Below are 22860 nucleotides of genomic sequence, written 5' to 3'. Positions count from 1 at the left end.
TTTTTATTGCCGATTACGGCTTATTCGCGAAACAGTGCTTCAATGTTGAGGCCCTGAGTCTGCAGGATTTCACGCAGACGGCGCAGACCTTCAACCTGAATCTGACGGACGCGCTCACGGGTCAACCCGATCTCACGCCCCACATCTTCCAGCGTTGCCGCTTCATAGCCTAACAGGCCGAAACGACGCGCCAGCACTTCACGCTGCTTGGCATTCAATTCAAACAACCACTTAACGATGCTTTGTTTCATATCATCGTCCTGCGTGGTGTCTTCCGGGCCGTTGTCTTTTTCATCGGCCAGGATATCCAGCAGCGCTTTTTCGGAATCTCCACCCAGCGGTGTGTCAACCGAGGTAATACGCTCGTTGAGACGCAGCATACGGCTTACATCATCAACCGGCTTGTCTAACTGCTCGGCAATCTCTTCAGCACTCGGCTCATGGTCAAGCTTATGCGAAAGTTCGCGCGCGGTACGCAGATAAACATTCAACTCTTTAACGATGTGGATCGGCAGACGAATAGTACGGGTTTGATTCATGATCGCCCGTTCAATAGTCTGACGAATCCACCAGGTGGCATAGGTTGAGAAACGGAACCCACGTTCTGGGTCAAACTTCTCCACGGCACGAATCAGGCCGAGATTACCCTCTTCAATCAGATCCAGCAGTGCCAGACCACGATTGCTATAACGACGGGCAATTTTCACCACCAGGCGTAAATTACTTTCAATCATGCGGCGGCGAGAAGGAATGTCACCACGTAGTGCACGACGAGCGAAGAACACTTCTTCTTCCGCTGTCAGTAGTGGAGAGTAACCGATCTCACCAAGGTAAAGCTGCGTCGCATCCAAAACGCGTTGCGTCGCACCCTGTGACAACAGCTCTTCTTCAGCTACTTCGTTATCACCAGGTTCGTTCTCAACGAGAGCCTTCTCATCAAAAACCTCAGCTCCGTTCTCCTCGAATTCCGCATCTTCATGTAACTCGTTAACTTTCAGCGTATTCTGGTTCATAAGCGGCTCCTACCCGTGATCCAAGGGCAGAACACCTAAGGTTCTGCCGGATTATCGCTGCGGTAAATAACGCAACGGGTTTACGGATTTCCCCTTGTAACGAATTTCAAAATGTAATCTAACCGAACTGGTTCCGGTACTACCCATGGTAGCGATTTTTTGCCCCGCCTTAACTTCCTGTTGTTCCCGGACCAGCATGGAATCGTTATGGGCGTAAGCACTCAGATAATCATCATTGTGTTTGATGATGATTAAATTACCGTACCCACGGAGCGCGTTGCCTGCGTATACCACCCTTCCTGAAGCAGTGGCGACAACAGGTTGTCCACGCGAACCGGCGATATCGATCCCTTTGTTTCCGCCTTCCGCAGCGGAGAAGTTATCGATGATCTTCCCATCAGTCGGCCAACGCCAGCTTCCCACTGGGGTTGTGCTGTTAGTCGTGCTGCTGACTGTAGGCGGTACGGTAACCGGAGCTGTGGTCGTTGCCACATTATTTGCCCCTTTCGACGGCAGCATTTTACCGCCTGTCGAACCCGAATCATCAGAATACGTAATAACAGGTTGCTGTGCAACAGGGGCCGATTTAATTTGCGTTTGGTTGGATGCCACCGGCACGCCGCCCTGTGTCGCATCCGCTGCGGTTATCGCATTGCCACCGGTGATGGTCTGGCCATTACCGTTGCCAACCTGCAGGACTTGCCCCGCTTCCAGGCCATACGGGGCCGGGACGTTATTGCGTTGCGCCAGATCGCGGAAGTCATTGCCGGTAATCCAGGCAATGTAGAACAGGGTATCTCCACGTTTAACGGTGTAAGTCTCACCACCGTAACTACCTTTAGGAATATTCCCATAATTACGGTTGTACACGATACGACCATTTTGCGTGACAACATTATTATTGCCACTAACCATTCCCCCGGAGGGTGCAGCTGATGGTGTACCGCCGCTTAACATTCCGCCGTGTGGCATGGCTGGTACGGTACTGTTCTGCGATGAGAGCATGCCACCGCTGCTCGGTGAGGAGGTCATGCCGCCGCCAGAGGACATCATACCGCTGTCGCCACCGCCGCCAATCTGGCTAATCGGAGCTTGCGTGTTGTCGCCTGAGCTACAGCCCGCCAGCCAAAAACCTACCAGTGAGAGTGCCGCCAAACGGCGTAATTGAAATACTGTGCTTCCCGTGCTCATTGATCCCCCGTTATGGCAATCCTGGATGTAACTGTGTCGTGGTTGTGACCGCATGATTCACTGCGCAACAGGCGGAATACGGTCTTTCACATTGATTAACAAGGATAGTAACAATATCAACTGCGCCATGCCATGTAACAGTTGTGAAGATTTACGTAGCAATGGCTCAGGCCAGATCGCCCTGAACTAACGGCACAAAGCGGACGGGTTCGATGATTTCTTCAATTAATTCACCACCCTGACGACGTAAACGCTTTAAAACCTGCTGATCTTCGCCGACTGGCAGCACCATTTTGCCACCCTCACCTAATTGCGCTATCAGCGCAGTCGGAATTTCAGGGGGTGCAGCGGTGACAATGATGGCATCAAACGGGCCACGTGCTGCCCAGCCTTGCCAACCGTCACCATGGCGAGTCGAAATATTGTGCAGGTCGAGTTGTTTCAGGCGGCGCTTAGCCTGCCATTGCAACCCTTTTATGCGTTCAACGGAATAAACGTGATTGACCAGATGGGCCAGAATAGCGGTCTGATAGCCTGAACCGGTGCCGATTTCCAGCACGCGCGATTCCGGGTTCAGTTCAAGTAACGCGGTCATCCGCGCTACCATGTAGGGCTGTGAAATTGTCTGCCCACTGCCAATCGGCAGCGCAACGTTTTCCCAGGCTTTATGCTCAAACGCCTCATCGATAAAGCGTTCACGCGGGACATCAGCGATGGCTTTTAACAGGTGCTCATCGTGAATACCCTGCGCACGCAGTTGCTCTAACAGCGTTTCGATGCGCCGGTTCACCATGCGAGATTTACCTCAGCCTCGATCAACCAGTCGCTTAATACTTCCTGCGCCGCATGTGCCGTAAGATCGACATGCAATGCCGTCAGCGACACGTAACCTGCATCTACCGCAGCGAAATCGGTGTCGGGGCCCGCATCCAGTTTGTCCCCCGGCGGGCCAATCCAGTACAGGGTATGGCCGCGCGGATCTTCCGTGCAAATCACCTGATCGGCCGGATGGCGGCTGCCACAACGCGTCACACGGAAACCTTTGATTTCCGCTAGCGGTAAATCAGGCACATTGATGTTCAGGATACGCCCGGTGCGCAGCGGTGCGCGGGACAACGCACGCAGCAGCGCGCAGGTCACTGCCGCAGCGGTGGCATAGTGTTGATGACCGTTGAGTGAAACCGCCAGCGCGGGCAGTCCAAGATGGCGCCCTTCCATCGCGGCAGCCACGGTGCCAGAGTAGATCACGTCATCACCCAGATTGGGGCCAGCGTTGATGCCTGAAACCACAATGTCCGGACGCGGCTGCATCAGTTTGTTAACCCCAAGAAACACGCAATCCGTCGGCGTGCCCATCTGTACAGCGATGTCACCATTCTCATGGGTAAAAGTACGCAGCGGGGTTTCTAACGTCAGAGAATTTGATGCGCCACTTCGATTGCGATCGGGCGCGACAACCTGCACCTCCGCAAACTCACGCAGTGCGCGAGCCAGCGTCTGAATGCCGGGGGCATGAATTCCATCGTCGTTGCTGAGCAATATCCGCATCTGTTCCTGACCTTTGTTCATTCAACGGGTCCTCAACTCGCCTGGCATCCGCTGTTGGGGTGCCGCAAAAACAGGATTTGGCGAGACGAAGATGTTTGCATTCTAGCGGTGAGGCGCGGGAAGTGGTAGGCGTAAATCACGGAACTTCCGGCGTTTGCCGCAACATTATGCAGTCGGAGCAGATATTTACCCGGCGTTGAGGCCGGGTAAAGTGGGGTTATTCATCGCTGATAGGCGCAGCGGCACCGTTACTCAGCAGTTCGCGCACCACGCTGGTGGCGAAACTCCCGGCTGGCAGCCAGAACTGCATCTCTAGCGTGACGTCATCCCACCAGTTCCAGCGCAGATCTTTTGGCACCACCAGCATGGCGCGGCGTGCCGCATCAACGCGCTCACGCTCCAGCAGCGCCAGCAAATCCGCAGCAGGTGCCAGATTAGCCTGCTCAAAGGCCAGCGCGTCCCCCCGGGGGCCCAGATCACCTCGCCCGGCAAGCGGCGCGGTGATGCGCAGTTCATGATGATTCACACGCTGCTGCAATTCCGCCAGCTCTTCCGCCTGCGCCACAAACCAACTGCCGCGACCGGCCAGCTGCAGTGCATCACCCGCTTGTACCTGATCCAACACGCCATCACGCTGCAAACGCGCACTGGTGACCTGATTAAACAGTTGGCTGCGCGCAGCAGACAGCAAAATACCTTTCATGCTGCGATCGCGCGGGCGGAATTTCTCTTCAGCCCACAGTTTTGCCTGCGTCAGGTTATTACCGCCGCGGCCAAAGCGTTGTTCACCAAAGTAGTTAGGCACGCCGTTTTGCTGGATTTGCTGCAAGCGCGCATCCACTTCTGCGCGATCCGAAATCTGACGCACAACCAAACGGAACGCATTACCTGCCAGCGCGCCAGTGCGCAATTTGCGCTTATGGCGGATCACCTGCAGAATTTCCACGCCTTCCAGCTGGAAACCGGCCAAATTCGGCATCGCGTTACCCGGCACGCGGAAACACAGCGTCTGCTCAGTCGCCGCATGGCGGTCTTTCATCCCGGCATAGCTCATATCACGTTGATGCACGCCGAGGAATTTCGCGATAGCTTCGGCGACAAAGCGTGTATTGCAGCCTATCTTGCGGATGCGCACCAGCACCTGCTCGCCTTCGCCATCATAGGGATAGCCGAGGTCTTCAATCACCACGAAATCTTCGGGATTGGCCTTGATCACGCCGGTGGCGCTCGGAACGCCGTGCAGGTAAAGCAGTTCACTCATACTTAATCGGCCTTCACCAGCAGCGCCACGGCTTCACAGGCAATGCCTTCGCCACGGCCGGTAAAGCCAAGCTTCTCAGTCGTGGTCGCTTTGACGTTGACATCATCCATATGGCAACCGAGATCTTCAGCGATGTTGACGCGCATCTGCGGCACATGCGGCAGCATTTTCGGCGCTTGCGCGATGATGGTCACGTCGACATTACCAATGCGATAACCTTTCTGCTGAATACGACGCCAGGCTTCACGCAGCAAGCCACGGCTGTCCGCCCCTTTGAAGGCGGGATCGGTGTCCGGGAATAGCTTGCCGATATCGCCCATCGCCACCGCGCCCAGCAGCGCATCCGTTAATGCATGCAGTGCCACATCGCCATCTGAATGGGCAATAAAACCGTGTTCGAAGGGAATACGCACCCCGCCAATCACTAACGGACCTTCGCCGCCAAAAGCGTGAACGTCAAAACCGTGACCGATACGCATCATGCGCTCTCCTTTAACTGAATCTGGGTGAGATAGAAGGCCGCCAGCGCCAGATCTTCTGGCCGCGTCACCTTAATATTGTCGCTGCGTCCGCTGACGAGCTCTGGATGATAGCCGCAGTATTCCAACGCCGACGCTTCATCGGTAATGGTAGCGCCTTCATGGAGTGCACGCGTTAAACACGCCGTCAGCAGTTGATGCGGGAAAAATTGTGGCGTGAGTGCGTGCCAGAGATCTTCGCGTTCAACGGTATGCGCAATCGCCGTTTTGCGAGGTTCAGCACGCTTCATGGTATCACGCACCGGTGCCGCCAGAATCGCACCCACTTTGCTGTGCTCACGAACTGCCAGCAGGCGTGCCAGATCATCCGGGTGCAAGCATGGCCGCGCGGCATCGTGCACCAGTACCCATTCGCTATGCTTAATCGCCTGCAAACCTGCCAGCACCGACTCAGCACGCGTATCGCCACCTGTCACGCGCAGTACGCGTGAATCCTGCGCCAATGGCAGCGAATCAAACCAGCCATCATCAGGACTGATGGGCACGATCACTTGTTTAACGGCTGGATGAGCCAGCAAGCGCGCAACGCTGTGTTCAAGAAGGGTAAATTGACCAATGGTCAGATACTGTTTTGGGCAGGCAGCCTGCATACGGCTGCCCACGCCTGCGGCAGGCACCACGGCAATCACATCCGCAAGGGAAGAGAGGTTGTTCATGGTTTATCGTTGTTGATTTTGCGCAGCTTGTTGCGCGTTACGTTTATTCTGGTCTGGCACCAGACGATAGAAAGTCTCACCGGGCTTAATCATACCCAGTTCATTACGTGCACGTTCCTCAATTGCTTCTGAACCGCCATTGAGGTCATCAATTTCGGCAAACAACTGATCGTTACGTGCTTTGAGTTTGGCGTTATTCGCCTGTTGCGACGCGACGTCTTCATTGACGCGCGTATAGTCATGAATACCGTTCTTACCCAGCCACAAGGAATATTGGAGCCATCCCAGCAGCACGAGCAACAGTAACGTCAGTTTTCCCATCCCCGCCCCCTGAAAAACGGCCTAATCATCCCATAACTTCGCACAGGACTCCACAGCGACAGCGAAAATGCCAGCAGCAGACGATTGTCTGTACAAAAAAACGGCAAGGCTAAAAGCGGGACGGCAGGTAAAGTTTTGTAACCTGCCGATGCGTTTGCACATCAGGATCGGACTACCAACCCGAGAGAAATGAGAACAGCAGCCAGAACAGGCACACCACCACGATAGCGGTGATCACCCCACTCCAGAACAGGCGTCCGCGAATCATTAAGCTCAGTACGATACCAATCAGCACCGATACCGGTAGCAGCGCCAAAAAGAACGGCCAGGTGTAGAGGAAGAAGAATAGCGTGTTGGAACCGTAGAGCATGAACGGAATCGCCAGCGCGCACCAGTACGAGAGAAAGCCAATCACGCCGCCCGGCAGTGATGAGCGGGACTCATCTGGGGTGCGTTCATCTTTGCGTGCCAGCATGGGGGTAACGTTCTGCATAGAGATCCTGTTGACGCTAAAAAGCGGCAAACCAATCGAGATTTGCCGCTGTCGGTTCAGGATCTGATGATATCGCGGTGACGCAGGAGGTCTAACAATTGGGCGGTCAAGTTTGTAACTAATTGTTCGCCATCTAAGTGAATTTCCGGCGCGTCTGGCGCCTCATAAACACTGTCGATACCGGTAAAATTGCGCAGCTCACCGGCACGCGCTTTTTTATACAAACCTTTGGGGTCACGCGCTTCACACACGGCCAGCGGCGTATCGACAAACACTTCGACAAATTGCCCGGTGCCGAGCAAATCACGCACCATCTGACGCTCCGTGCGATGCGGCGAAATAAAGGCAGTTAATACCACTAAACCGGCATCCACCATCAGTTTCGCCACTTCTCCCACGCGCCGGATGTTCTCTTTGCGATCGTCATCGCTGAAGCCGAGGTCACGGCACAGGCCGTGACGCACGTTGTCACCATCCAGCAGATAGGTGCTGACGCCCGCGCGATGCAGCGCCTGCTCCACTGCACCCGCTACGGTGGATTTACCCGAGCCTGATAGCCCGGTAAACCACAGCACCACGCCCTGATGGCCGTGCTGCTGTTCTCGCTCTTCACGCGTTACCGGATGATCGTGCCACACCACGTTTTCGTCGTGTTGTGCCATTACTTGCCACCCAGCAGGTCGCGCGCATTCCAGTGAGGGAAGTGACGACGCACCAGCGCATTCAACTCCAGTTCGAATTCACTGAACTGGCCAGCCTGCCCACGCACATCACTCAGTGGCTGATTGATCATTCCCGCACCGACTGTGACATTGCTCAGACGATCGATAAAGATCATGCCACCGGTCACCGGGTTCTGCTGATAGGCATCCAGTACCATCGGCTCATCAAACGTGATCTCGACTAAGCCGATGCCGTTCAGCGGCAGACTTTCCACCGCAAGTTTCTCCAGCGTGTTGATCTCCACCTGATGAATGATCTTTTCCACGCGGCCACGCGCTTTCTTACCGGCGATCTTCACTTCATAGCTCTGACCCGGCTGCAGTGGCTGTTCTGCCATCCACACCACATCCACGGTGGCAGATTGCACTGCCTGCAATTCTGCAGCGGCATCGACCAGTAGGTCGCCACGGCTGATGTCGATCTCATCTTTCAGCACCAGCGTAATCGCTTCACCCGCTGCTGCTTCCTGCAGATCGCCATCGAAAGTGACGATACGTGAAACCGAAGACTCGACGCCTGAAGGCAATACTTTCACGCGCTGTCCGACCTGCACCGCACCAGAGGCCAGCGTACCGGCATAACCACGGAAATCGAGGTTTGGACGGTTCACATACTGCACCGGGAAGCGCATCGGCTGATGATCCACCACGCGGTTCAGTTCCACGGTTTCCAGCACGTCGAGCAGCGTAGGGCCGCTGTACCATGGCATGGTCACACTTGGCGTCGCCACGTTATCGCCTTCCAGCGCAGACATCGGCACAAAGCGAATATCCAGATCTTCAGGGAGCTGGCCAGCAAAATCGAGGTAAGACTGTTTGATCTGTTCAAACGTCTCCTGTTTATACTCCACCAGATCCATCTTGTTGATGGCGACCACCAGGTGTTTGATACCCAGCAGCGTAGAGATAAAGCTGTGACGACGCGTCTGGTCCAGCACGCCTTTACGCGCATCGATCAGCAGAATCGCCAGATCACAAGTGGATGCGCCGGTCGCCATGTTGCGGGTGTACTGCTCGTGTCCCGGCGTGTCGGCGATGATAAATTTGCGCTTCTCGGTGGAGAAGTAGCGATATGCCACGTCGATGGTGATGCCCTGCTCACGCTCGGCCTGCAAGCCATCCACCAGCAGCGCCAGATCGAGTTTCTCGCCCTGGGTGCCATGACGCTTGCTGTCGTTGTGCAGCGAAGAGAGCTGATCTTCATAAATCTGACGGGTATCGTGCAGCAGGCGACCAATCAGCGTACTTTTGCCGTCGTCGACGCTACCGCAGGTCAGGAAACGCAGCAGGCTTTTGTGTTGTTGCGCGGTCAGCCAGGCTTCTACGCCGCCCTGATCGGCAATCTGTTGTGCAATTACGGTGTTCATCTGCGTCTCCTTAGAAATAACCCTGACGTTTCTTCATTTCCATCGAACCGGCCTGGTCGCGGTCAATCAAACGGCCCTGGCGTTCACTGGTGGTGGAGACCAGCATCTCTTCAATAATTTCCGGCAGCGTTTGCGCTTCGGATTCCACCGCACCGGTCAGCGGCCAGCAGCCGAGGGTACGGAAACGCACCATGCGCTGTTTGATCACTTCGCCAGGCTGCAGATCAATGCGATCGTCATCAATCATCATCAGCATGCCATCACGCTCCAGCACCGGACGCGGTGCCGCAAGGTACAGCGGAACGATCTCGATGTTTTCCAGGAAGATGTACTGCCAGATATCCAGCTCGGTCCAGTTGGAGAGCGGGAACACGCGGATGCTTTCGCCTTTGTTGATCTGGCCGTTGTAGTTGTGCCACAGCTCTGGACGCTGATTTTTCGGATCCCAACGATGGAAACGGTCACGGAACGAGTAAATACGCTCTTTGGCGCGTGACTTCTCTTCGTCACGACGCGCACCACCGAAAGCGGCATCAAACCCGTACTTATTCAGCGCCTGCTTCAGGCCCTCGGTTTTCATGATGTCGGTGTGTTTGGCGCTACCGTGGACAAACGGATTGATGCCCATCGCCACGCCTTCCGGGTTGCGGTGAACCAGCAGTTCCGCGCCCATGTTTTTCACGGTGCGATCGCGAAACTCGTACATTTCACGGAATTTCCAGCCGGTATCAACGTGCAGCAGCGGAAATGGCAGCGTGCCAGGATAGAAGGCTTTACGCGCCAGATGCAGCATTACCGAGGAGTCTTTACCGATGGAGTACATCATCACCGGATTGCTGAACTCGGCCGCCACCTCGCGGATGATATGGATACTCTCTGCCTCCAGCTGGCGCAGATGAGTAAGATGATTTTGGTCCATAATTTTTCCTCAAGCCAAATTGACAACGGCGGACTCACGAGCCCCCTGCTGTGCCGAATGTTGGAACCAGGCTAATTGCCCGTGCAAATTCACCACTTCACCCACCACAATCAGGGCCGGTGTGGGCGCGGCAACCGCCAGCGCCTCAAGCTGATCTAAGGTACCGGTCAGCACTTGTTGATTCTGACGCGTGCCGCAGCCAATGACGGCTACCGGCGTTGATGCCGCGCGTCCATGTTTGATAAGGCCCGCCGCAATTTCTGCCGCTTTCAACGTGCCCATATAAATCGCTAAGGTCTGACGCGCACGCGCCAGCGTCGGCCAGTCAATGCCCTCGCTATCACTGCGTAAGTGGCCGGTAACAAACAGCACGCTCTGCGCGTGATCGCGATGGGTTAACGGAATCCCGGCATAAGCAGTGGCTCCCGCTGCCGCAGTAATGCCCGGCACCACCTGGAAAGGAATGCCCGCCGCTTTCGCCGCCTGCAGCTCTTCGCCGCCGCGACCGAAGATGAACGGATCGCCGCCTTTCAGACGCACCACGCGTTTACCCTGCTGCGCCAGCTCAACCAGCATCGCATTGGTCTCTTCCTGGGATACGGAGTGTGCTCCAGCACGTTTACCGACGCAGATGCGGTCAGCATCACGGCGCACCAGCTCCAGCACTTCGTCACTCACCAGATGGTCATACAGCACCACATCCGCCAGCTGCATCACCTGCAGGCCGCGCAGCGTCAGTAAACCGCTGTCACCCGGACCGGCACCCACCAGGGTGATTTCACCCTGATTGTCGCTGCTGTTCTCTAACTCGCGATCCAGCGTGCGGCGGGCCTCATTGACGTTACCGGCTGACATCTGGCTGGCGAACAAACCGTTAAATGCCCGCTCCCAAAAACGACGACGTTCCGACATGCTGTGATAGCGCTGTTTAACTTTGTCACGCCACTGTCCTGCCACTTCAGCCATCTGACCGAGGTTGGCAGGTAACAGCGACTCAATTTTTTCACGTAATAAGCGGGCCAGCACTGGCGCCGTACCACTAGAGGAGATCGCCACCACCAAGGGGGAGCGGTCGACAATAGAGGGGAAGATAAAACTGCACTTGGGCTGATCGTCGACAACGTTGACCAGCTTGTGGCGGGCATTGGCGGCGTCAAAGACTTGCGCATTGAGCGCGTTATCGTCAGTGGCAGCGATGACTAAAAAGACGCCATCCAGCTGAACCGGATCGAAGTGATGTGCAATCCACTCGATGGCGTCGATTTCCAGCAGCGCCTGCAACTCATGGCCAAGGTCGCGCGCAGCTACCCGCACGCGCGCACCGGCACGACGCAGCAGTTCGATTTTACGCGCCGCGATTTCACCACCGCCAACAACCAGCACTGGACGGTTTTTGAGATCGGCAAAGAGAGGCAGATAATCCACGTTAACCTTGTTAGTTTTACAATAAGTTAACGCGACTATACTTTCCCACCTTCTGACAGATGAAATTACGAATTGGCATTAGTAGTTACCGAATGGAATAACGCCCCAGGATTGCTGATAACAATTTGTGCTTAACAGATGATATTGCTGGTGTTTCGGAGCAATTCAAATTGTGCAATCGCGGTCACAGTTTCATACTAATCCAGAATTTTTTTAGCCTGACGGGATGTCACAAAAGGACCTTAACTATGTTTGCCACCCTCCGCCGCACCGTGCTGGCTGCACTGATCGCGGGCGGTTTGCCTTTCTTTGCCCAAGCCGCAATCTATGCGCCGGGGCATTTTGCCGAACAGCAGCTGCGCCACATCGCCACCTATTTTCCCGGCCGTATGAGCGGCAGCCCTGCTGAGCTGATGACGGCCGATTATCTGCAACAGCAATTCACCGAGCTGGGTTACAAGAGTAATACCCGCCAGTTCAATACCAGCTACAACTGGTTAGAGCGCAAGGGTGAGACGCGCCCGCGCAAGGTATCCGCCACCTCGGTCATTGCCGCGCGGGCCGGCGCGGTGCCGCAAGAGATCCTGATCGTCACGCATCTCGACACCTGGACGCCACTCAGCCGTCATGAAGCGGATAACAATCTGGGCGGCCTGCGTTTACAAGGTGTGGACGACAATGCGTCCGGTCTGGGTGTGATGCTGGAACTGGCGCAACAGCTGAGTAAAACCCCACTGCATTATGGCGTGCGCTTTGTCGCGCTTAGCGCTGGTGAAGCCGGGCTGCAAGGGATGGATGACTACCTGTCGCGGATGAGTGCGCAGGAGAAAAAGAACACGCTGCTGGTGATTGATCTCAACAGTCTGATCGTCGGCGATCACCTCTATTTTAACAGTGGTGCCAATACGCCCTCAGCGGTACGCAAGCAGACCAGCGCGCGCGCCGTGCAGCTCGCGCATCGCTACGGTATTTCCGCCGCCAGCCACACGCTGACAGCCCGTGACTATCCGGGCGTGAATCCGTTTGATAAAGCCGGCATGCCGCTGCTGGATGTCACCGCCGCCAACTGGGCGCTGGGTAATAAAGATGGACAGCAGCAGCGGGCGCACAGCAGCCACTTCCCGGAGGGCAACGTACGCCACCAGACGGACCGCGATAACCTCAATTATCTGGATCGCTGGCTACCGGGCCGGATTACGCAACGCACGCGTGATAGCGTAAAGATCTTACTGCCGCTGGTCACTGAGCTGGCTAACCCAACAACTTAAGGATTTGCGATGTACGTGGTGTATCTCAACTATTTCCGTCCGGCAGAAGAAGCCGATGTGCTGCTGGCGCCACACATTGAGTGGCTGGATCGTTACTTTGACAGCGGTGACTTCATTGCCGCAGGCCGTAAAGATCCGCGCACTGGCGGTATGGTGCTGGTGAAGGAGATGGATCGCGCCCGTTTGGATACTATCCTCGCGGAAGATCCCTTTGTCGCGGTGGCGCATTATGACGTGACCAAAGTGAACGTGACGCGTGCAGCGGAGGCGTTTGAAGGGTTAAAAGGGATTTAAAGGACAATTGGATCGCGGCACGATTTATCGTGCACCTGTCAGCGTTAGATGCGCTGCAGGAAGGCGCGATAAATCACGCCGCTACCCTTTTATTGATGCATCAACCTTCGTGCAATCCACACTCGCGCTTCAGGCCAAAGAAGCGTGTCTCTTCTTCTGCCATGCCCGGTTCCCACTTTTTGGTGGTGTGCGTATCGCCCACTGACAAATAGCCCTCATCCCACAGCGGATGATACTTGAGGCCATGTTGTTTCAGGTACTGGTGCACCTGACGGTTATCCCAGTCAATGATCGGCAGAATCTTGAACACACCGCGCTGTACCGCCAGCACAGGCAAACTGGCGCGGCTGCCTGACTGGTCACGGCGTAGACCCGCAAACCAGGTCTGCGCACCCAGGGTTTGCAGCGCGCGATTCATCGGTTCGACCTTGTTGATTTGGTTGTACTGCTCAATCCCTTCGACGCCCTGCTCCCACAGCTTGCCGTAGCGAGCTTCCTGCCATGCTGGAGAGGTCTCAGCACGGAAGATTTGCAGATTGAGATTGAGCTTCTCGGTCAGCTCATCAATAAAGCGATAAGTTTCCGGGAACAGATAGCCGGTATCGGTCAGGATCACCGGCGTATCCGGTTTCTGCTGCGTCACCATATGCAGCAGAACCGCCGCCTGAATACCAAAGCTGGATGACAGCACAAACGCGCCTGGCATGTTTTCCAGCGCCCAGCTCACGCGTTGCTCAGCGGAGAGTTTCTCCAGCTGCACGTTGCTTTCGGCCAGTGCCATGATGCGATCGACTTTGCTGCCACTATTCAGTGCTGCGAGATCAAGTACCGTCATACTGCCTCCGAGTCCCAAAAATCACGGGCGGGATCCACCACGGCTTTGATGATGCCAGCGCGAATCACGAAGTCACCGAAGCCTTCATCGGCCTGGCGCTCGGTTGCCCAGCGCGCCACTAATTCGTCGATGCTGGCCAGAATTTCGCCTTCGTTGATGTTCTCGCGGTACATACGCGGAATGCGCGTACCCATGCGGTTGCCGCCAATGTGTAAGTTGTAGCGGCCTGGTGCTTTACCCACCAGACCTAACTCCGCCAGCAAAGCACGGCCACAGCCGTTTGGGCAACCGGTAACGCGTAGCACGATGTGCTCTTCACCGACGCCATGCTTATGCATGATCTCTTCAACCTTGGTGACAAACGAAGGCAGAAAGCGCTCGGCTTCGGCCATCGCTAATGGGCAGGTTGGGAAGGCCACGCAGGCCATGGAGTTTTCACGCTGTGGCGTCACCGCTTCCATCAAACCGTGTTCACGGGCGATAGCTTCGATCTGCGCTTTTTGCTTCTCCGGCACGCCCGCCACGATCAGATTCTGGTTTGCGGTGAGACGGAAATCGCCTTGGTGGATTTTGGCAATTTCAGCGATGCCGCGTTTCAACGGACGGCCTGGATAATCCAGCAGACGGCCGTTTTCAATAAACAGCGTCAGGTGCCATTTCTTATCAATGCCTTTCACCCAGCCCACGCGATCGCCACGGGTCGTGAACGCATAAGGACGAATCGGTTCAAACGTCAGGCCAGCACGCTTTTCCACTTCCGCTTTAAAGGTTTCGACGCCAACACGCTCCAGCGTGTATTTGGTTTTGGCATTTTTACGATCGGTACGGTTACCCCAGTCGCGCTGCGTAGTCACTACCGCAGCCGCCACATCAAGGATCTTCTCTACCGGCAGGAAGCCAAACTCACTCGCAGTACGCGCATACGTCGCTTTATTACCGTGGTCGATCGACAACCCACCGCCAACCAACAGGTTAAAGCCAATCAGCTTGCCGTTCTCCGCAATGGCGATAAAGTTCAGGTCATTCGCATGCAGGTCGACATCGTTATGCGGTGGCACCACCACGGTAGTTTTGAACTTACGCGGTAGATAGGTTTCGCCCAGAATTGGTTCTTTATCCGTTGTGGCAACCTTCTCTTTATCCCACCAAATCTCAGCGTATGCGCGGGTTTGCGGCAGCAGGTGCTCGGAGAGCTTTTTCGCCCACTCGTAGGCTTCCTGATGCAGTTCCGACTCGACTGGATTCGAAGTGCACAGCACGTTTCGGTTCACGTCGTTGGCGGTGGCCAGCGCGTCGAGACCCACTTCATGCAGCATCTGGTGCGTCGGCTTCACGTTCTTTTTCAGAATGCCGTGGAACTGGAAGGTCTGACGGTTAGTCAGACGGATGCTGCCGTAAATGGTTTTATCGGTGGCGAACTTATCAATCGCCAGCCATTGCGTTGGCGTGATAATCCCGCCCGGCAGACGGCAACGCAGCATCATCGCGTGGCGCGGTTCCAGTTTCTGCGCCGCCCGCTCCGCACGAATATCGCGGTCGTCCTGCTGGTACATGCCGTGGAAACGGATCAACAGGAAATTATCGCCAGTGAAGCCGCCGGTCAGGCCATCATCGAGATCCTCGAGAATGGTGCCGCGCAGGTAGTTACTCTGTTTTTTCAGACGCTCGGCGTCGGTCAGCTTGCCTTCAACGACCAGCGGTCCAGGATGTTTTTCGCTCATTAGTAAACGTCTCGCTGATAACGGCGCTCAATGCGCAGCTCACTTAAAAATTCGTCAGCCGTTTCACGATCCATGCCGCCGTGTTCGACCACCACATCCAGTAATGCCTGCTCAACGTCTTTCGCCATGCGATTAGCGTCGCCGCAGACGTAAAGGTGGGCGCCCTCTTCAATCCAGCGCCACACTTCCGCCCCTTTGGCGCGGATTTTATCTTGTACGTATATTTTCTCAGCCTGGTCACGTGACCACGCTAAATCAATGTTGGTCAGCAAGCCGTCTTTGACGTATTTCTGCCATTCCACCTGATAGAGGAAATCATCGGTGAAGTGTGGGTTACCAAAGAACAGCCAGTTTTTGCCGCCTGCGCCATCGTTATCACGCTGCTGCATAAAGGAGCGGAACGGCGCGATACCGGTGCCTGGGCCGACCATGATCACTGGCGTTTCCGGATTCGCCGGCAAGCGGAAGTTGTCGTTGTGTTCGATAAACACGCGGATTTCGCCGTCTTCTTCGATGCGATCCGCCAGCCAGGTTGACGCACCGCCGCCGCGCTGACGACCATCAATCTCATAACGCACCGCACCGACAGTAATATGTACTTCGGTATCCGTTTCCGCTTGCGATGAAGCAATCGAATAGAGGCGCGGTGTTAAAGGACGCAACAGGCCAGTGAGCTGTTCTGCATTGAGTTCAGTCGGTGCCTGACGCACCATATCGACAATCGGGAAGCTCTGCGCATAGCTCTGTAATTTCGGCTTATCACCCGACAGCGCCAGCAGCGCATCATTGCGTGACAGCGCAGCATACTGTTCAACGATCTGCGGCGTGTTCACCGTCAACTCATAATGCTTTTGCAAGGCTTCTGCGAGCGGCAGGTTTTCACCGTTAACATCAACCGGCTCATCGCCCTTCAGCCATACCAATTGCAACAACTCCTGCACCAGTTCGGCATCGTTCTCAAACCATACGCCCAGCGCATCGCCGGGCTGATAGCGCAGGCCAGACTCGCCTAAATCAATTTCGATATGGCGCACGTCTTTATCGGAATCACGACCGGTGATTTTTTGATTAGCGGCAAAGCTGGCGGTCAGGGGGGCTTCTTTGGTGTAAGGGCTGCTGTGGATATCGTTCACCACGCCGGATGCCGTCACAGCCGCGACCACCGAGGATTCACTCGGCACGCGTGCTTTTAGAATCTCGGTCAGCTGTTGACGCCAGGCCGTAGCCTGCTCTTTGTACTCCACGTCGGCATCAACACGATCCAGCAGACGTTCTGCGCCCAGTTCCGCCAGACGCTCATCAAAGTCTTTACCGGCTTTGCTGAAAAATTCGTAAGAGGTATCGCCCAAGCCGAACACCGCAAACGCGGAGCCAGTCGCAAATTTCGGCGCCTTCTTCGACAGCAGGAATTTGTGCAGCGCCACGGCTTCTTCCGGTGGCTCACCTTCACCTTGCGTCGAAGTGACAACAACCAGTAATTTCTCCTGACCGATTTGCTTAAACTTGTAGTCACCGGCGTTCACCAGATTGACGCTCAGTTTGGCGGCCAGCAGATCATCGCGCAGCTGTTCCGCCAGACGACGAGCATTACCGGTTTGTGAGGCGGAAATCAGCGTGATGGTTGGCACTTCGGCCTGCACCGGTGCAGGTGCAGCAACGGCGCCCGGCGTCTGATTGACCATGCCCCAGAAGTAGCCGGAAAGCCAGGCCATCTGCGTGGTGTTGAAATCCGTGGTCGCTGCCTGTAAGCGCGCGAGTTGCTCCGGATTAAGCGGGAGCATTGAACCTGGTGCCTGAGTCGTCATCGCGTTAAAAATTCCAGTGTCTGAAGTCCGGACCGATAAATGGCGGAAGAGTGGGTAGGTTACCGGGCTGTATATTAACGATTAAATACGCCTTCGACATAATTAATAACCAAAATGACTAAGTGGTTTTTCGGGTAATGTTAATCGGCAAAAGTGGTAAATAAAGTCGCCTTTATTCAATACGTTAATCAACATGTTGCGGCATAGGCGTGCCCAAAATGCCCTTTTCATCGTTAGCGGGTGCGAAAAATCTGTGATTCAGGTAGAATTCGGCGGTTTTTAAGTCTGAGAGCCATTATGTCTACCACGCTGTTTAAAGAGTTCCAGTTCGAATCTGCCCACCGTCTGCCGCATGTGCCTGAAGGGCATAAATGTGGTCGTCTGCATGGCCATTCGTTCCTGGTGCGATTAGAAATTACCGGTGAAGTGGATGCGCATACCGGTTGGGTCATGGATTTTGCCGAACTGAAGGCGGCGTTTATGCCGATTTATGATCGTCTCGATCATCACTATCTGAATGATATTCCAGGCCTGGAAAATCCAACCAGCGAAGTGCTGGCAAAATGGATTTGGGATCAGATGAAACCGATCCTGCCAGAACTGAGTGCAGTGATGATCAAGGAAACCTGTACCGCAGGTTGTACTTATAAAGGTTAATCACTGTTGACGGGCTGCCGCTGTGCAGCCTGACTTTTAGCTATACGCTTCTTTACGTTCACTTCATCTCCCTGTCATCCGCCCCCTCTACGTTGTTGTCTCCTTCATTAAAGATCAAGAGAATCAACAATGAACTTCGTTAAACGCCTTTCTGTTATTGCTTTGCTGGTTTCCGCCTCTGCCGCCGTTCAGGCGCAAAACGTACTGGATTTTCCGCAGCCTGAAAAAGTACCGGATGAGTTCTATGCCGTGACTGAAATTCCGGCGGGCGGCATGATCAAATATGAAACCGATGCAAAAACCGGTTTTATCGTGGCTGACCGTTTCCAGTCGATGCCGGTTGCCTATCCCGCAAACTACGGCTCACTGACCCAGTCACTGGGCGGTGATGGCGATCCGCTGGATGTGATCTTCTATACTCGTGCACCGCTGCAGCCGGGTACGCTGATCAAACTGCGTCCGATTGGTGTACTGAAGATGATCGACGGTGGCGAAGTCGATGACAAGATCGTCGCAGTGCCGACCAGCAAAATCGATCCGACTTATGATGACATCAAAGAGATGAAAGACCTGCCGAAAATGGAGCAGGAACGTCTGGAAGCTTTCTTCCGCGTGTATAAGCAGTTGCCAGATGGCCGTAAGAAAGTGGAGCTGAATGGTTTTGAAGATGCGGCGAAAGCCAAAACTGAGATCAAACAGGCCTTCGACGCGTATAAAGCAAAGCAATAAAACCTAAGCATGCGTCGGCGGGGTAATGGAAAAAGTCGCTATCCATATCGTTTAGCCGGCGCGGTAATGAACAAGGTCGCCATCAATGGCGACCCTTCAAACAGGTTTGAGTCAGGTGCCGCAGGGATGCACACCTGATGAATCAGGCGATATTCAGATACTTATGTGTCTGCATCGAAAGGCGCCAGTTACGCGCAATGCAGGTCTCAATGCACAGTTTGGTGGCGGCATCGCCACGACTGATCGGTTGCAGCGCCACAATGCGCTTCTTATCATCATCATGCAGACCCGCCAGCAGCACATCTAACGCTTCGACATCACGCTCACGCGCCACCGGATGTTTAATCTCATCCGCACGCTGCAACGCCTGCGGCAGCACATCGTAACCGCCGCGCATATTGACCTTCGGTGAAACCGTCACCCAGGTGCTGTCAGAACAGTGCACTTCATGTGTACCGCTGGTCTCAATCTGGCACTCAAATCCGGCCGCTTCCAACGCCTCAGTCAACGGGCGCAAATCAAAAATAGCCGGTTCGCCGCCAGTGATCACCACATGGCGCGCGGTCCAGCCCTGACTTTGAATAGTTTCAATCAGCATCGCCGCATCGGCACTGCCCCAGGCATCACTCTCCACGGTTTTCACCAGAATATCACCCAGCGAGGTCTCCCGATCGGCCAGTTTTTCCCACGTATGCTTGGTATCACACCAGCTACAGCCCACCGGACATCCTTGTAAGCGGATGAACAGCGCCGGAACACCGGTGTAAAATCCTTCGCCCTGCAGGGTCTGGAACATTTCGTTAATCGGGTAGAACATTTTTTACTCACGTCTTAAATTCGAGGCGCAGATTATGGCAGATTTTCACCATCGGTTCACAGCTGCTTCGTGCCAAAAAAACAAAAGCCCCGCACGAGGCGGGGCTTTATCAGCGATGATGCGGCCCATCGGGACACATCAACAGAGCCTTACTGGCCTTTAACTTCTTTCAGACCGTTGAACGGAGCTTTGTCGCCCAGCGCTTCTTCGATACGAATCAGCTGGTTGTACTTAGCAACACGGTCAGAACGGCTCATAGAACCGGTTTTGATCTGGCCAGCAGCAGTACCGACCGCCAGGTCAGCGATGGTCGCATCTTCAGTTTCACCTGAACGGTGTGAAATCACCGCGGTGTAACCTGCATCTTTTGCCATCTTGATTGCAGCCAGAGTTTCGGTCAGAGAACCGATCTGGTTGAATTTGATCAGGATGGAGTTAGCGATACCTTTATCGATACCTTCTTTCAGGATCTTGGTGTTGGTCACGAACAGGTCGTCACCTACCAGCTGAATTTTGTCGCCCAGTACTTTGGTCTGGTAAGCGAAGCCCGCCCAGCCAGACTCGTCCAGACCGTCTTCGATAGAGACGATTGGGTACTGTTTGGTCAGATCTTCCAGGAAGTGCGTGAACTCTTCAGAGGTGAAAGCTTTGTTGCCTTCGCCAGCCAGCACATATTTGCCGTCTTTGTAGAATTCAGACGCTGCACAGTCCATCGCCAGGGTGATGTCTTTGCCCAGCTCGTAGCCTGCTGCTTTAACCGCTTCAGCGATAACAGCCAGGGCTTCGGCGTTAGAACCCAGGTTAGGCGCATAGCCACCTTCGTCACCGACCGCAGTGCTCATGCCTTTGGCTTTCAGCACTTTTGCCAGGTTGTGGAAAACTTCAGAACCCATGCGAATGGCTTCTTTCACGTTTTTCGCGCCAACAGGCTGGATCATGAATTCCTGGATATCAACGTTGTTATCCGCGTGCTCACCACCGTTGATGATGTTCATCATCGGCAGTGGCATAGAGAATTTGCCTGGGGTGCCGTTCAGTTCAGCGATGTGCGCGTACAGTGGCAGGCCTTTAGAAGCCGCAGCCGCTTTAGCCGCAGCCAGCGAAACCGCCAGAATGGCGTTAGCGCCGAAGTTGGATTTGTTCTCAGTACCGTCCAGCTCGATCATGATCTTATCGATGTTCGCCTGGTCTTTGGCATCTTTACCGGTTACCGCTGCAGCGATAGGACCGTTAACAGCGGCAACCGCTTTGGTCACGCCTTTGCCCAGGAAACGAGATTTGTCACCGTCACGCAGCTCCAGTGCTTCGCGAGAACCGGTTGAAGCACCTGATGGCGCTGCAGCCAGACCAACGAAACCGCCTTCCAGATGCACTTCTGCTTCTACAGTCGGGTTGCCACGGGAGTCGATGATTTCGCGACCGATGACTTTTACGATTTTGGACATTCGATTTTCCTCAGTACAAGTTAGTCAATCCTAAGACAAACAACGCGCGAAAAGTTCGCGCGCTGTTCGTTAAACTCTTACTTCGCTAACCGCTTCTGGTGCTCCTGCGCGGCTTTAACAAAGCCAGCGAACAGCGGATGACCATCACGCGGGGTCGACGTGAATTCCGGGTGGAACTGACAAGCTACAAACCACGGATGGTTCGGGAGTTCGATGATCTCCACCAGCTGGTCGTCGCCGGAACGGCCCGCAATATGCAGACCCGCCGCTTCAATCGGCTTCAACAGCAGATTGTTCACTTCATAACGATGACGGTGACGTTCAGTAATCACGTCAGAACCGTATAGCTGGCGCACTTTACTTTCCGGCGTCAGCTGGCACTGCTGGCTACCCAGACGCATGGTGCCGCCCAGATCGCTCTGCTCAGTACGTTGCTCAACGTTGCCTTCTTCATCACGCCATTCAGTGATCAGCGCGACCACTGGGTACTTACAGTCTGGCACAAATTCCGTTGAGTTGGCGTCTGCCATCCCGGCCACGTTGCGTGCGAATTCCATCAACGCAACCTGCATACCCAGGCAGATACCGAGGTAAGGGATGTTGTTCTCACGCGCGTATTGCGCCGTGAGCATTTTGCCTTCCACACCACGGTAGCCGAAGCCGCCCGGGATCAGGATAGCATCCAGATCTTTCAGAATTTCGACACCGCGAGATTCCACATCCTGCGAATCGATCAGCTTGATGTTCACGGTTACACGATTTTTCAGGCCACCGTGCTTCAGTGCTTCAATCACTGACTTGTACGCATCTGGCAGTTCGACATATTTGCCGACCATACCGATGGTCACTTCGCCACCCGGATTGGCTTCTTCATAGATAACCTGTTCCCATTCGGCCAGGTTCGCTTCCGGTGCGCTCAGATTGAAACGCTTACAGATATAGTCATCCAGACCCTGTGATTTCAACAGGCCAGGAATCTTGTAGATGGAATCCACATCTTTCAGGGAAATAACCGCTTTCTCTGGCACGTTACAGAACAGGGCGATCTTCGCACGTTCATTGGCCGGCACAGCGCGGTCAGAACGGCAGATCAGCACATCAGGCTGGATACCGATCGACAGCAGCTCTTTCACTGAATGCTGGGTTGGCTTGGTTTTCACTTCGCCTGCAGCCGCCATATACGGCACCAAAGTCAGGTGCATATACATGGTGTGTTCACGGCCCACATCAACCGCCATCTGGCGAATCGCTTCGAGGAACGGCAGGGATTCAATATCACCTACGGTACCGCCGATTTCCACCAGTACGACATCATGACCTTCGCCGCCTTCGATAATACGTTCTTTAATGGCGTTGGTGATGTGTGGGATAACCTGAATCGTGGCACCCAGATAGTCACCGCGACGTTCTTTGCGCAGCACTTCTGAGTAGATACGACCGGTCGTAAAGTTGTTGCGGCGCGACATTTTGGTACGGATGAAGCGCTCGTAGTGACCCAAGTCCAGATCGGTTTCGGCCCCATCATCGGTAACAAACACTTCACCGTGCTGCGTTGGGCTCATGGTACCCGGATCGACGTTAATGTACGGATCGAGTTTCATGATGGTCACATTCAGACCACGTGCTTCAAGGATGGCTGCGAGGGAGGCTGCGGCAATGCCTTTGCCCAGAGAGGATACGACCCCGCCGGTCACAAAAATATAATTCGTTGTCATGCTGAACCTGAGAGTTTAGGTTTAAAGACGGTGGAATAACCAAGACGGGAAAATAGTATACCCGAAGTCGTCCTCAGCCACAATTGATGAATCACATCACCCCCCCGCATTGCAGCCGA

At 54.7% G+C, this 22860-nt stretch carries 23 protein-coding genes; 4 read left to right on the top strand and 19 right to left on the bottom strand.

Annotation, left to right across the window (positions count from 1 at the left end):
• Positions 1-20: 20 nt before the first annotated feature.
• From rpoS to cysG, 13 genes are all read right to left on the bottom strand, one after another.
• Positions 21-1013, bottom strand: coding sequence for an RNA polymerase sigma factor RpoS (gene rpoS / locus FD737_RS07325; protein WP_034822992.1), 993 nt, complete (start codon positions 1011-1013; stop codon positions 21-23).
• A 51-nt stretch (positions 1014-1064) separates the two neighbouring features.
• Positions 1065-2204: a murein hydrolase activator NlpD gene (nlpD, locus tag FD737_RS07320; protein ID WP_097117956.1), complete on the bottom strand. Its 1140-nt coding sequence runs from the start codon at positions 2202-2204 to the stop codon at positions 1065-1067.
• 166 nt (positions 2205-2370) lie between these two features.
• On the bottom strand, positions 2371-2997 hold the full coding sequence (locus FD737_RS07315; protein ID WP_058961492.1) for a protein-L-isoaspartate(D-aspartate) O-methyltransferase: 627 nt from the start codon (positions 2995-2997) through the stop codon (positions 2371-2373).
• Positions 2991-3752, bottom strand: coding sequence for a 5'/3'-nucleotidase SurE (surE, locus tag FD737_RS07310; protein ID WP_160833128.1), 762 nt, complete (start codon positions 3750-3752; stop codon positions 2991-2993). Before surE ends, FD737_RS07315 begins: the two co-directional genes overlap by 7 nt.
• A 217-nt stretch (positions 3753-3969) precedes the next feature.
• Positions 3970-5013, bottom strand: coding sequence for a tRNA pseudouridine(13) synthase TruD (truD, locus tag FD737_RS07305; RefSeq protein WP_160833116.1), 1044 nt, complete (start codon positions 5011-5013; stop codon positions 3970-3972).
• Positions 5014-5015: 2 nt separating this feature from the next.
• Positions 5016-5492, bottom strand: a complete 477-nt coding sequence (gene ispF / locus FD737_RS07300; protein WP_045816453.1) for a 2-C-methyl-D-erythritol 2,4-cyclodiphosphate synthase — start codon at positions 5490-5492, stop codon at positions 5016-5018.
• The gene (gene ispD / locus FD737_RS07295) at positions 5492-6208 is read right to left on the bottom strand and encodes a 2-C-methyl-D-erythritol 4-phosphate cytidylyltransferase (RefSeq protein ID WP_058961494.1); all 717 of its coding nucleotides are present in this window, start codon (positions 6206-6208) and stop codon (positions 5492-5494) included. Before ispD ends, ispF begins: the two co-directional genes overlap by 1 nt.
• A 3-nt stretch (positions 6209-6211) precedes the next feature.
• Entirely contained in the window at positions 6212-6529 is a 318-nt protein-coding gene (gene ftsB / locus FD737_RS07290; RefSeq protein WP_007893240.1) for a cell division protein FtsB, read from the bottom strand.
• A gap of 172 nt (positions 6530-6701) precedes the next feature.
• A complete protein-coding gene (locus tag FD737_RS07285) occupies positions 6702-7022 on the bottom strand; it encodes a DUF3561 family protein (RefSeq protein WP_058961495.1) in 321 nt (106 codons plus the stop codon).
• 56 nt (positions 7023-7078) lie between these two features.
• Positions 7079-7684 carry an adenylyl-sulfate kinase gene (cysC, locus tag FD737_RS07280; protein WP_160833115.1) on the bottom strand — a complete coding sequence of 202 codons (606 nt, stop codon included), beginning with the start codon at positions 7682-7684 and terminating at the stop codon, positions 7079-7081.
• Complete coding sequence (gene cysN, locus FD737_RS07275; RefSeq protein WP_097117960.1) at positions 7684-9111, bottom strand: sulfate adenylyltransferase subunit CysN; 1428 nt, start codon at positions 9109-9111, stop codon at positions 7684-7686. Before cysN ends, cysC begins: the two co-directional genes overlap by 1 nt.
• A 10-nt stretch (positions 9112-9121) precedes the next feature.
• On the bottom strand, positions 9122-10030 hold the full coding sequence (cysD, locus tag FD737_RS07270) for a sulfate adenylyltransferase subunit CysD (RefSeq protein WP_160833114.1): 909 nt from the start codon (positions 10028-10030) through the stop codon (positions 9122-9124).
• A 9-nt stretch (positions 10031-10039) separates the two neighbouring features.
• Positions 10040-11455, bottom strand: a complete 1416-nt coding sequence (gene cysG / locus FD737_RS07265; RefSeq protein ID WP_097117961.1) for a siroheme synthase CysG — start codon at positions 11453-11455, stop codon at positions 10040-10042.
• Positions 11456-11703: 248 nt separating this feature from the next.
• Between cysG and FD737_RS07260 the strand changes: the two genes are divergently transcribed.
• Both FD737_RS07260 and FD737_RS07255 read left to right on the top strand, forming a co-directional pair.
• On the top strand, positions 11704-12723 hold the full coding sequence (locus tag FD737_RS07260) for an aminopeptidase (protein WP_160833113.1): 1020 nt from the start codon (positions 11704-11706) through the stop codon (positions 12721-12723).
• Between the two features lie 9 nt (positions 12724-12732).
• Positions 12733-13017, top strand: coding sequence for a YciI family protein (locus tag FD737_RS07255; protein ID WP_160833112.1), 285 nt, complete (start codon positions 12733-12735; stop codon positions 13015-13017).
• A gap of 100 nt (positions 13018-13117) precedes the next feature.
• On the opposite strand, the gene FD737_RS07250 is transcribed toward FD737_RS07255, so the two are convergent.
• The 3 genes from FD737_RS07250 to cysJ are packed head-to-tail and all read right to left on the bottom strand — an operon-like array spanning position 13118 to position 17378.
• The gene (locus tag FD737_RS07250) at positions 13118-13852 is read right to left on the bottom strand and encodes a phosphoadenylyl-sulfate reductase (protein WP_097117963.1); all 735 of its coding nucleotides are present in this window, start codon (positions 13850-13852) and stop codon (positions 13118-13120) included.
• Positions 13849-15573 (bottom strand): assimilatory sulfite reductase (NADPH) hemoprotein subunit, encoded by a 1725-nt coding sequence (gene cysI, locus FD737_RS07245; RefSeq protein ID WP_058961502.1) that lies wholly within the window; start codon positions 15571-15573, stop codon positions 13849-13851. The genes FD737_RS07250 and cysI overlap by 4 nt, the downstream gene beginning before the upstream one ends.
• Complete coding sequence (gene cysJ / locus FD737_RS07240) at positions 15573-17378, bottom strand: NADPH-dependent assimilatory sulfite reductase flavoprotein subunit (RefSeq protein WP_160833111.1); 1806 nt, start codon at positions 17376-17378, stop codon at positions 15573-15575. Before cysJ ends, cysI begins: the two co-directional genes overlap by 1 nt.
• Before the next feature lie 294 nt (positions 17379-17672).
• Between cysJ and queD the strand changes: the two genes are divergently transcribed.
• Positions 17673-18035, top strand: coding sequence for a 6-carboxytetrahydropterin synthase QueD (gene queD, locus FD737_RS07235; RefSeq protein WP_176505758.1), 363 nt, complete (start codon positions 17673-17675; stop codon positions 18033-18035).
• A gap of 129 nt (positions 18036-18164) precedes the next feature.
• The gene (locus tag FD737_RS07230; protein ID WP_160833110.1) at positions 18165-18764 is read left to right on the top strand and encodes an inorganic diphosphatase; all 600 of its coding nucleotides are present in this window, start codon (positions 18165-18167) and stop codon (positions 18762-18764) included.
• Between the two features lie 142 nt (positions 18765-18906).
• Here the strand turns inward: FD737_RS07230 and queE are convergent, their stop codons facing one another.
• The 3 genes from queE to pyrG form a co-directional block, all read right to left on the bottom strand.
• Positions 18907-19581: a 7-carboxy-7-deazaguanine synthase QueE gene (gene queE / locus FD737_RS07225; RefSeq protein ID WP_160833109.1), complete on the bottom strand. Its 675-nt coding sequence runs from the start codon at positions 19579-19581 to the stop codon at positions 18907-18909.
• Between the two features lie 149 nt (positions 19582-19730).
• The gene (gene eno, locus FD737_RS07220) at positions 19731-21026 is read right to left on the bottom strand and encodes a phosphopyruvate hydratase (protein ID WP_160833108.1); all 1296 of its coding nucleotides are present in this window, start codon (positions 21024-21026) and stop codon (positions 19731-19733) included.
• Between the two features lie 77 nt (positions 21027-21103).
• The gene (gene pyrG / locus FD737_RS07215) at positions 21104-22741 is read right to left on the bottom strand and encodes a glutamine hydrolyzing CTP synthase (protein ID WP_034823046.1); all 1638 of its coding nucleotides are present in this window, start codon (positions 22739-22741) and stop codon (positions 21104-21106) included.
• Between the last annotated feature and the right edge of the window lie 119 nt (positions 22742-22860).

Origin of the sequence: Pantoea sp. Seng (assembly GCF_009829935.1) — a bacterium.
GTDB classification, from domain to species: Bacteria; Pseudomonadota; Gammaproteobacteria; order Enterobacterales; family Enterobacteriaceae; genus Pantoea; species Pantoea communis.
This window is presented reverse-complemented; position numbering and strand designations above follow the sequence as displayed.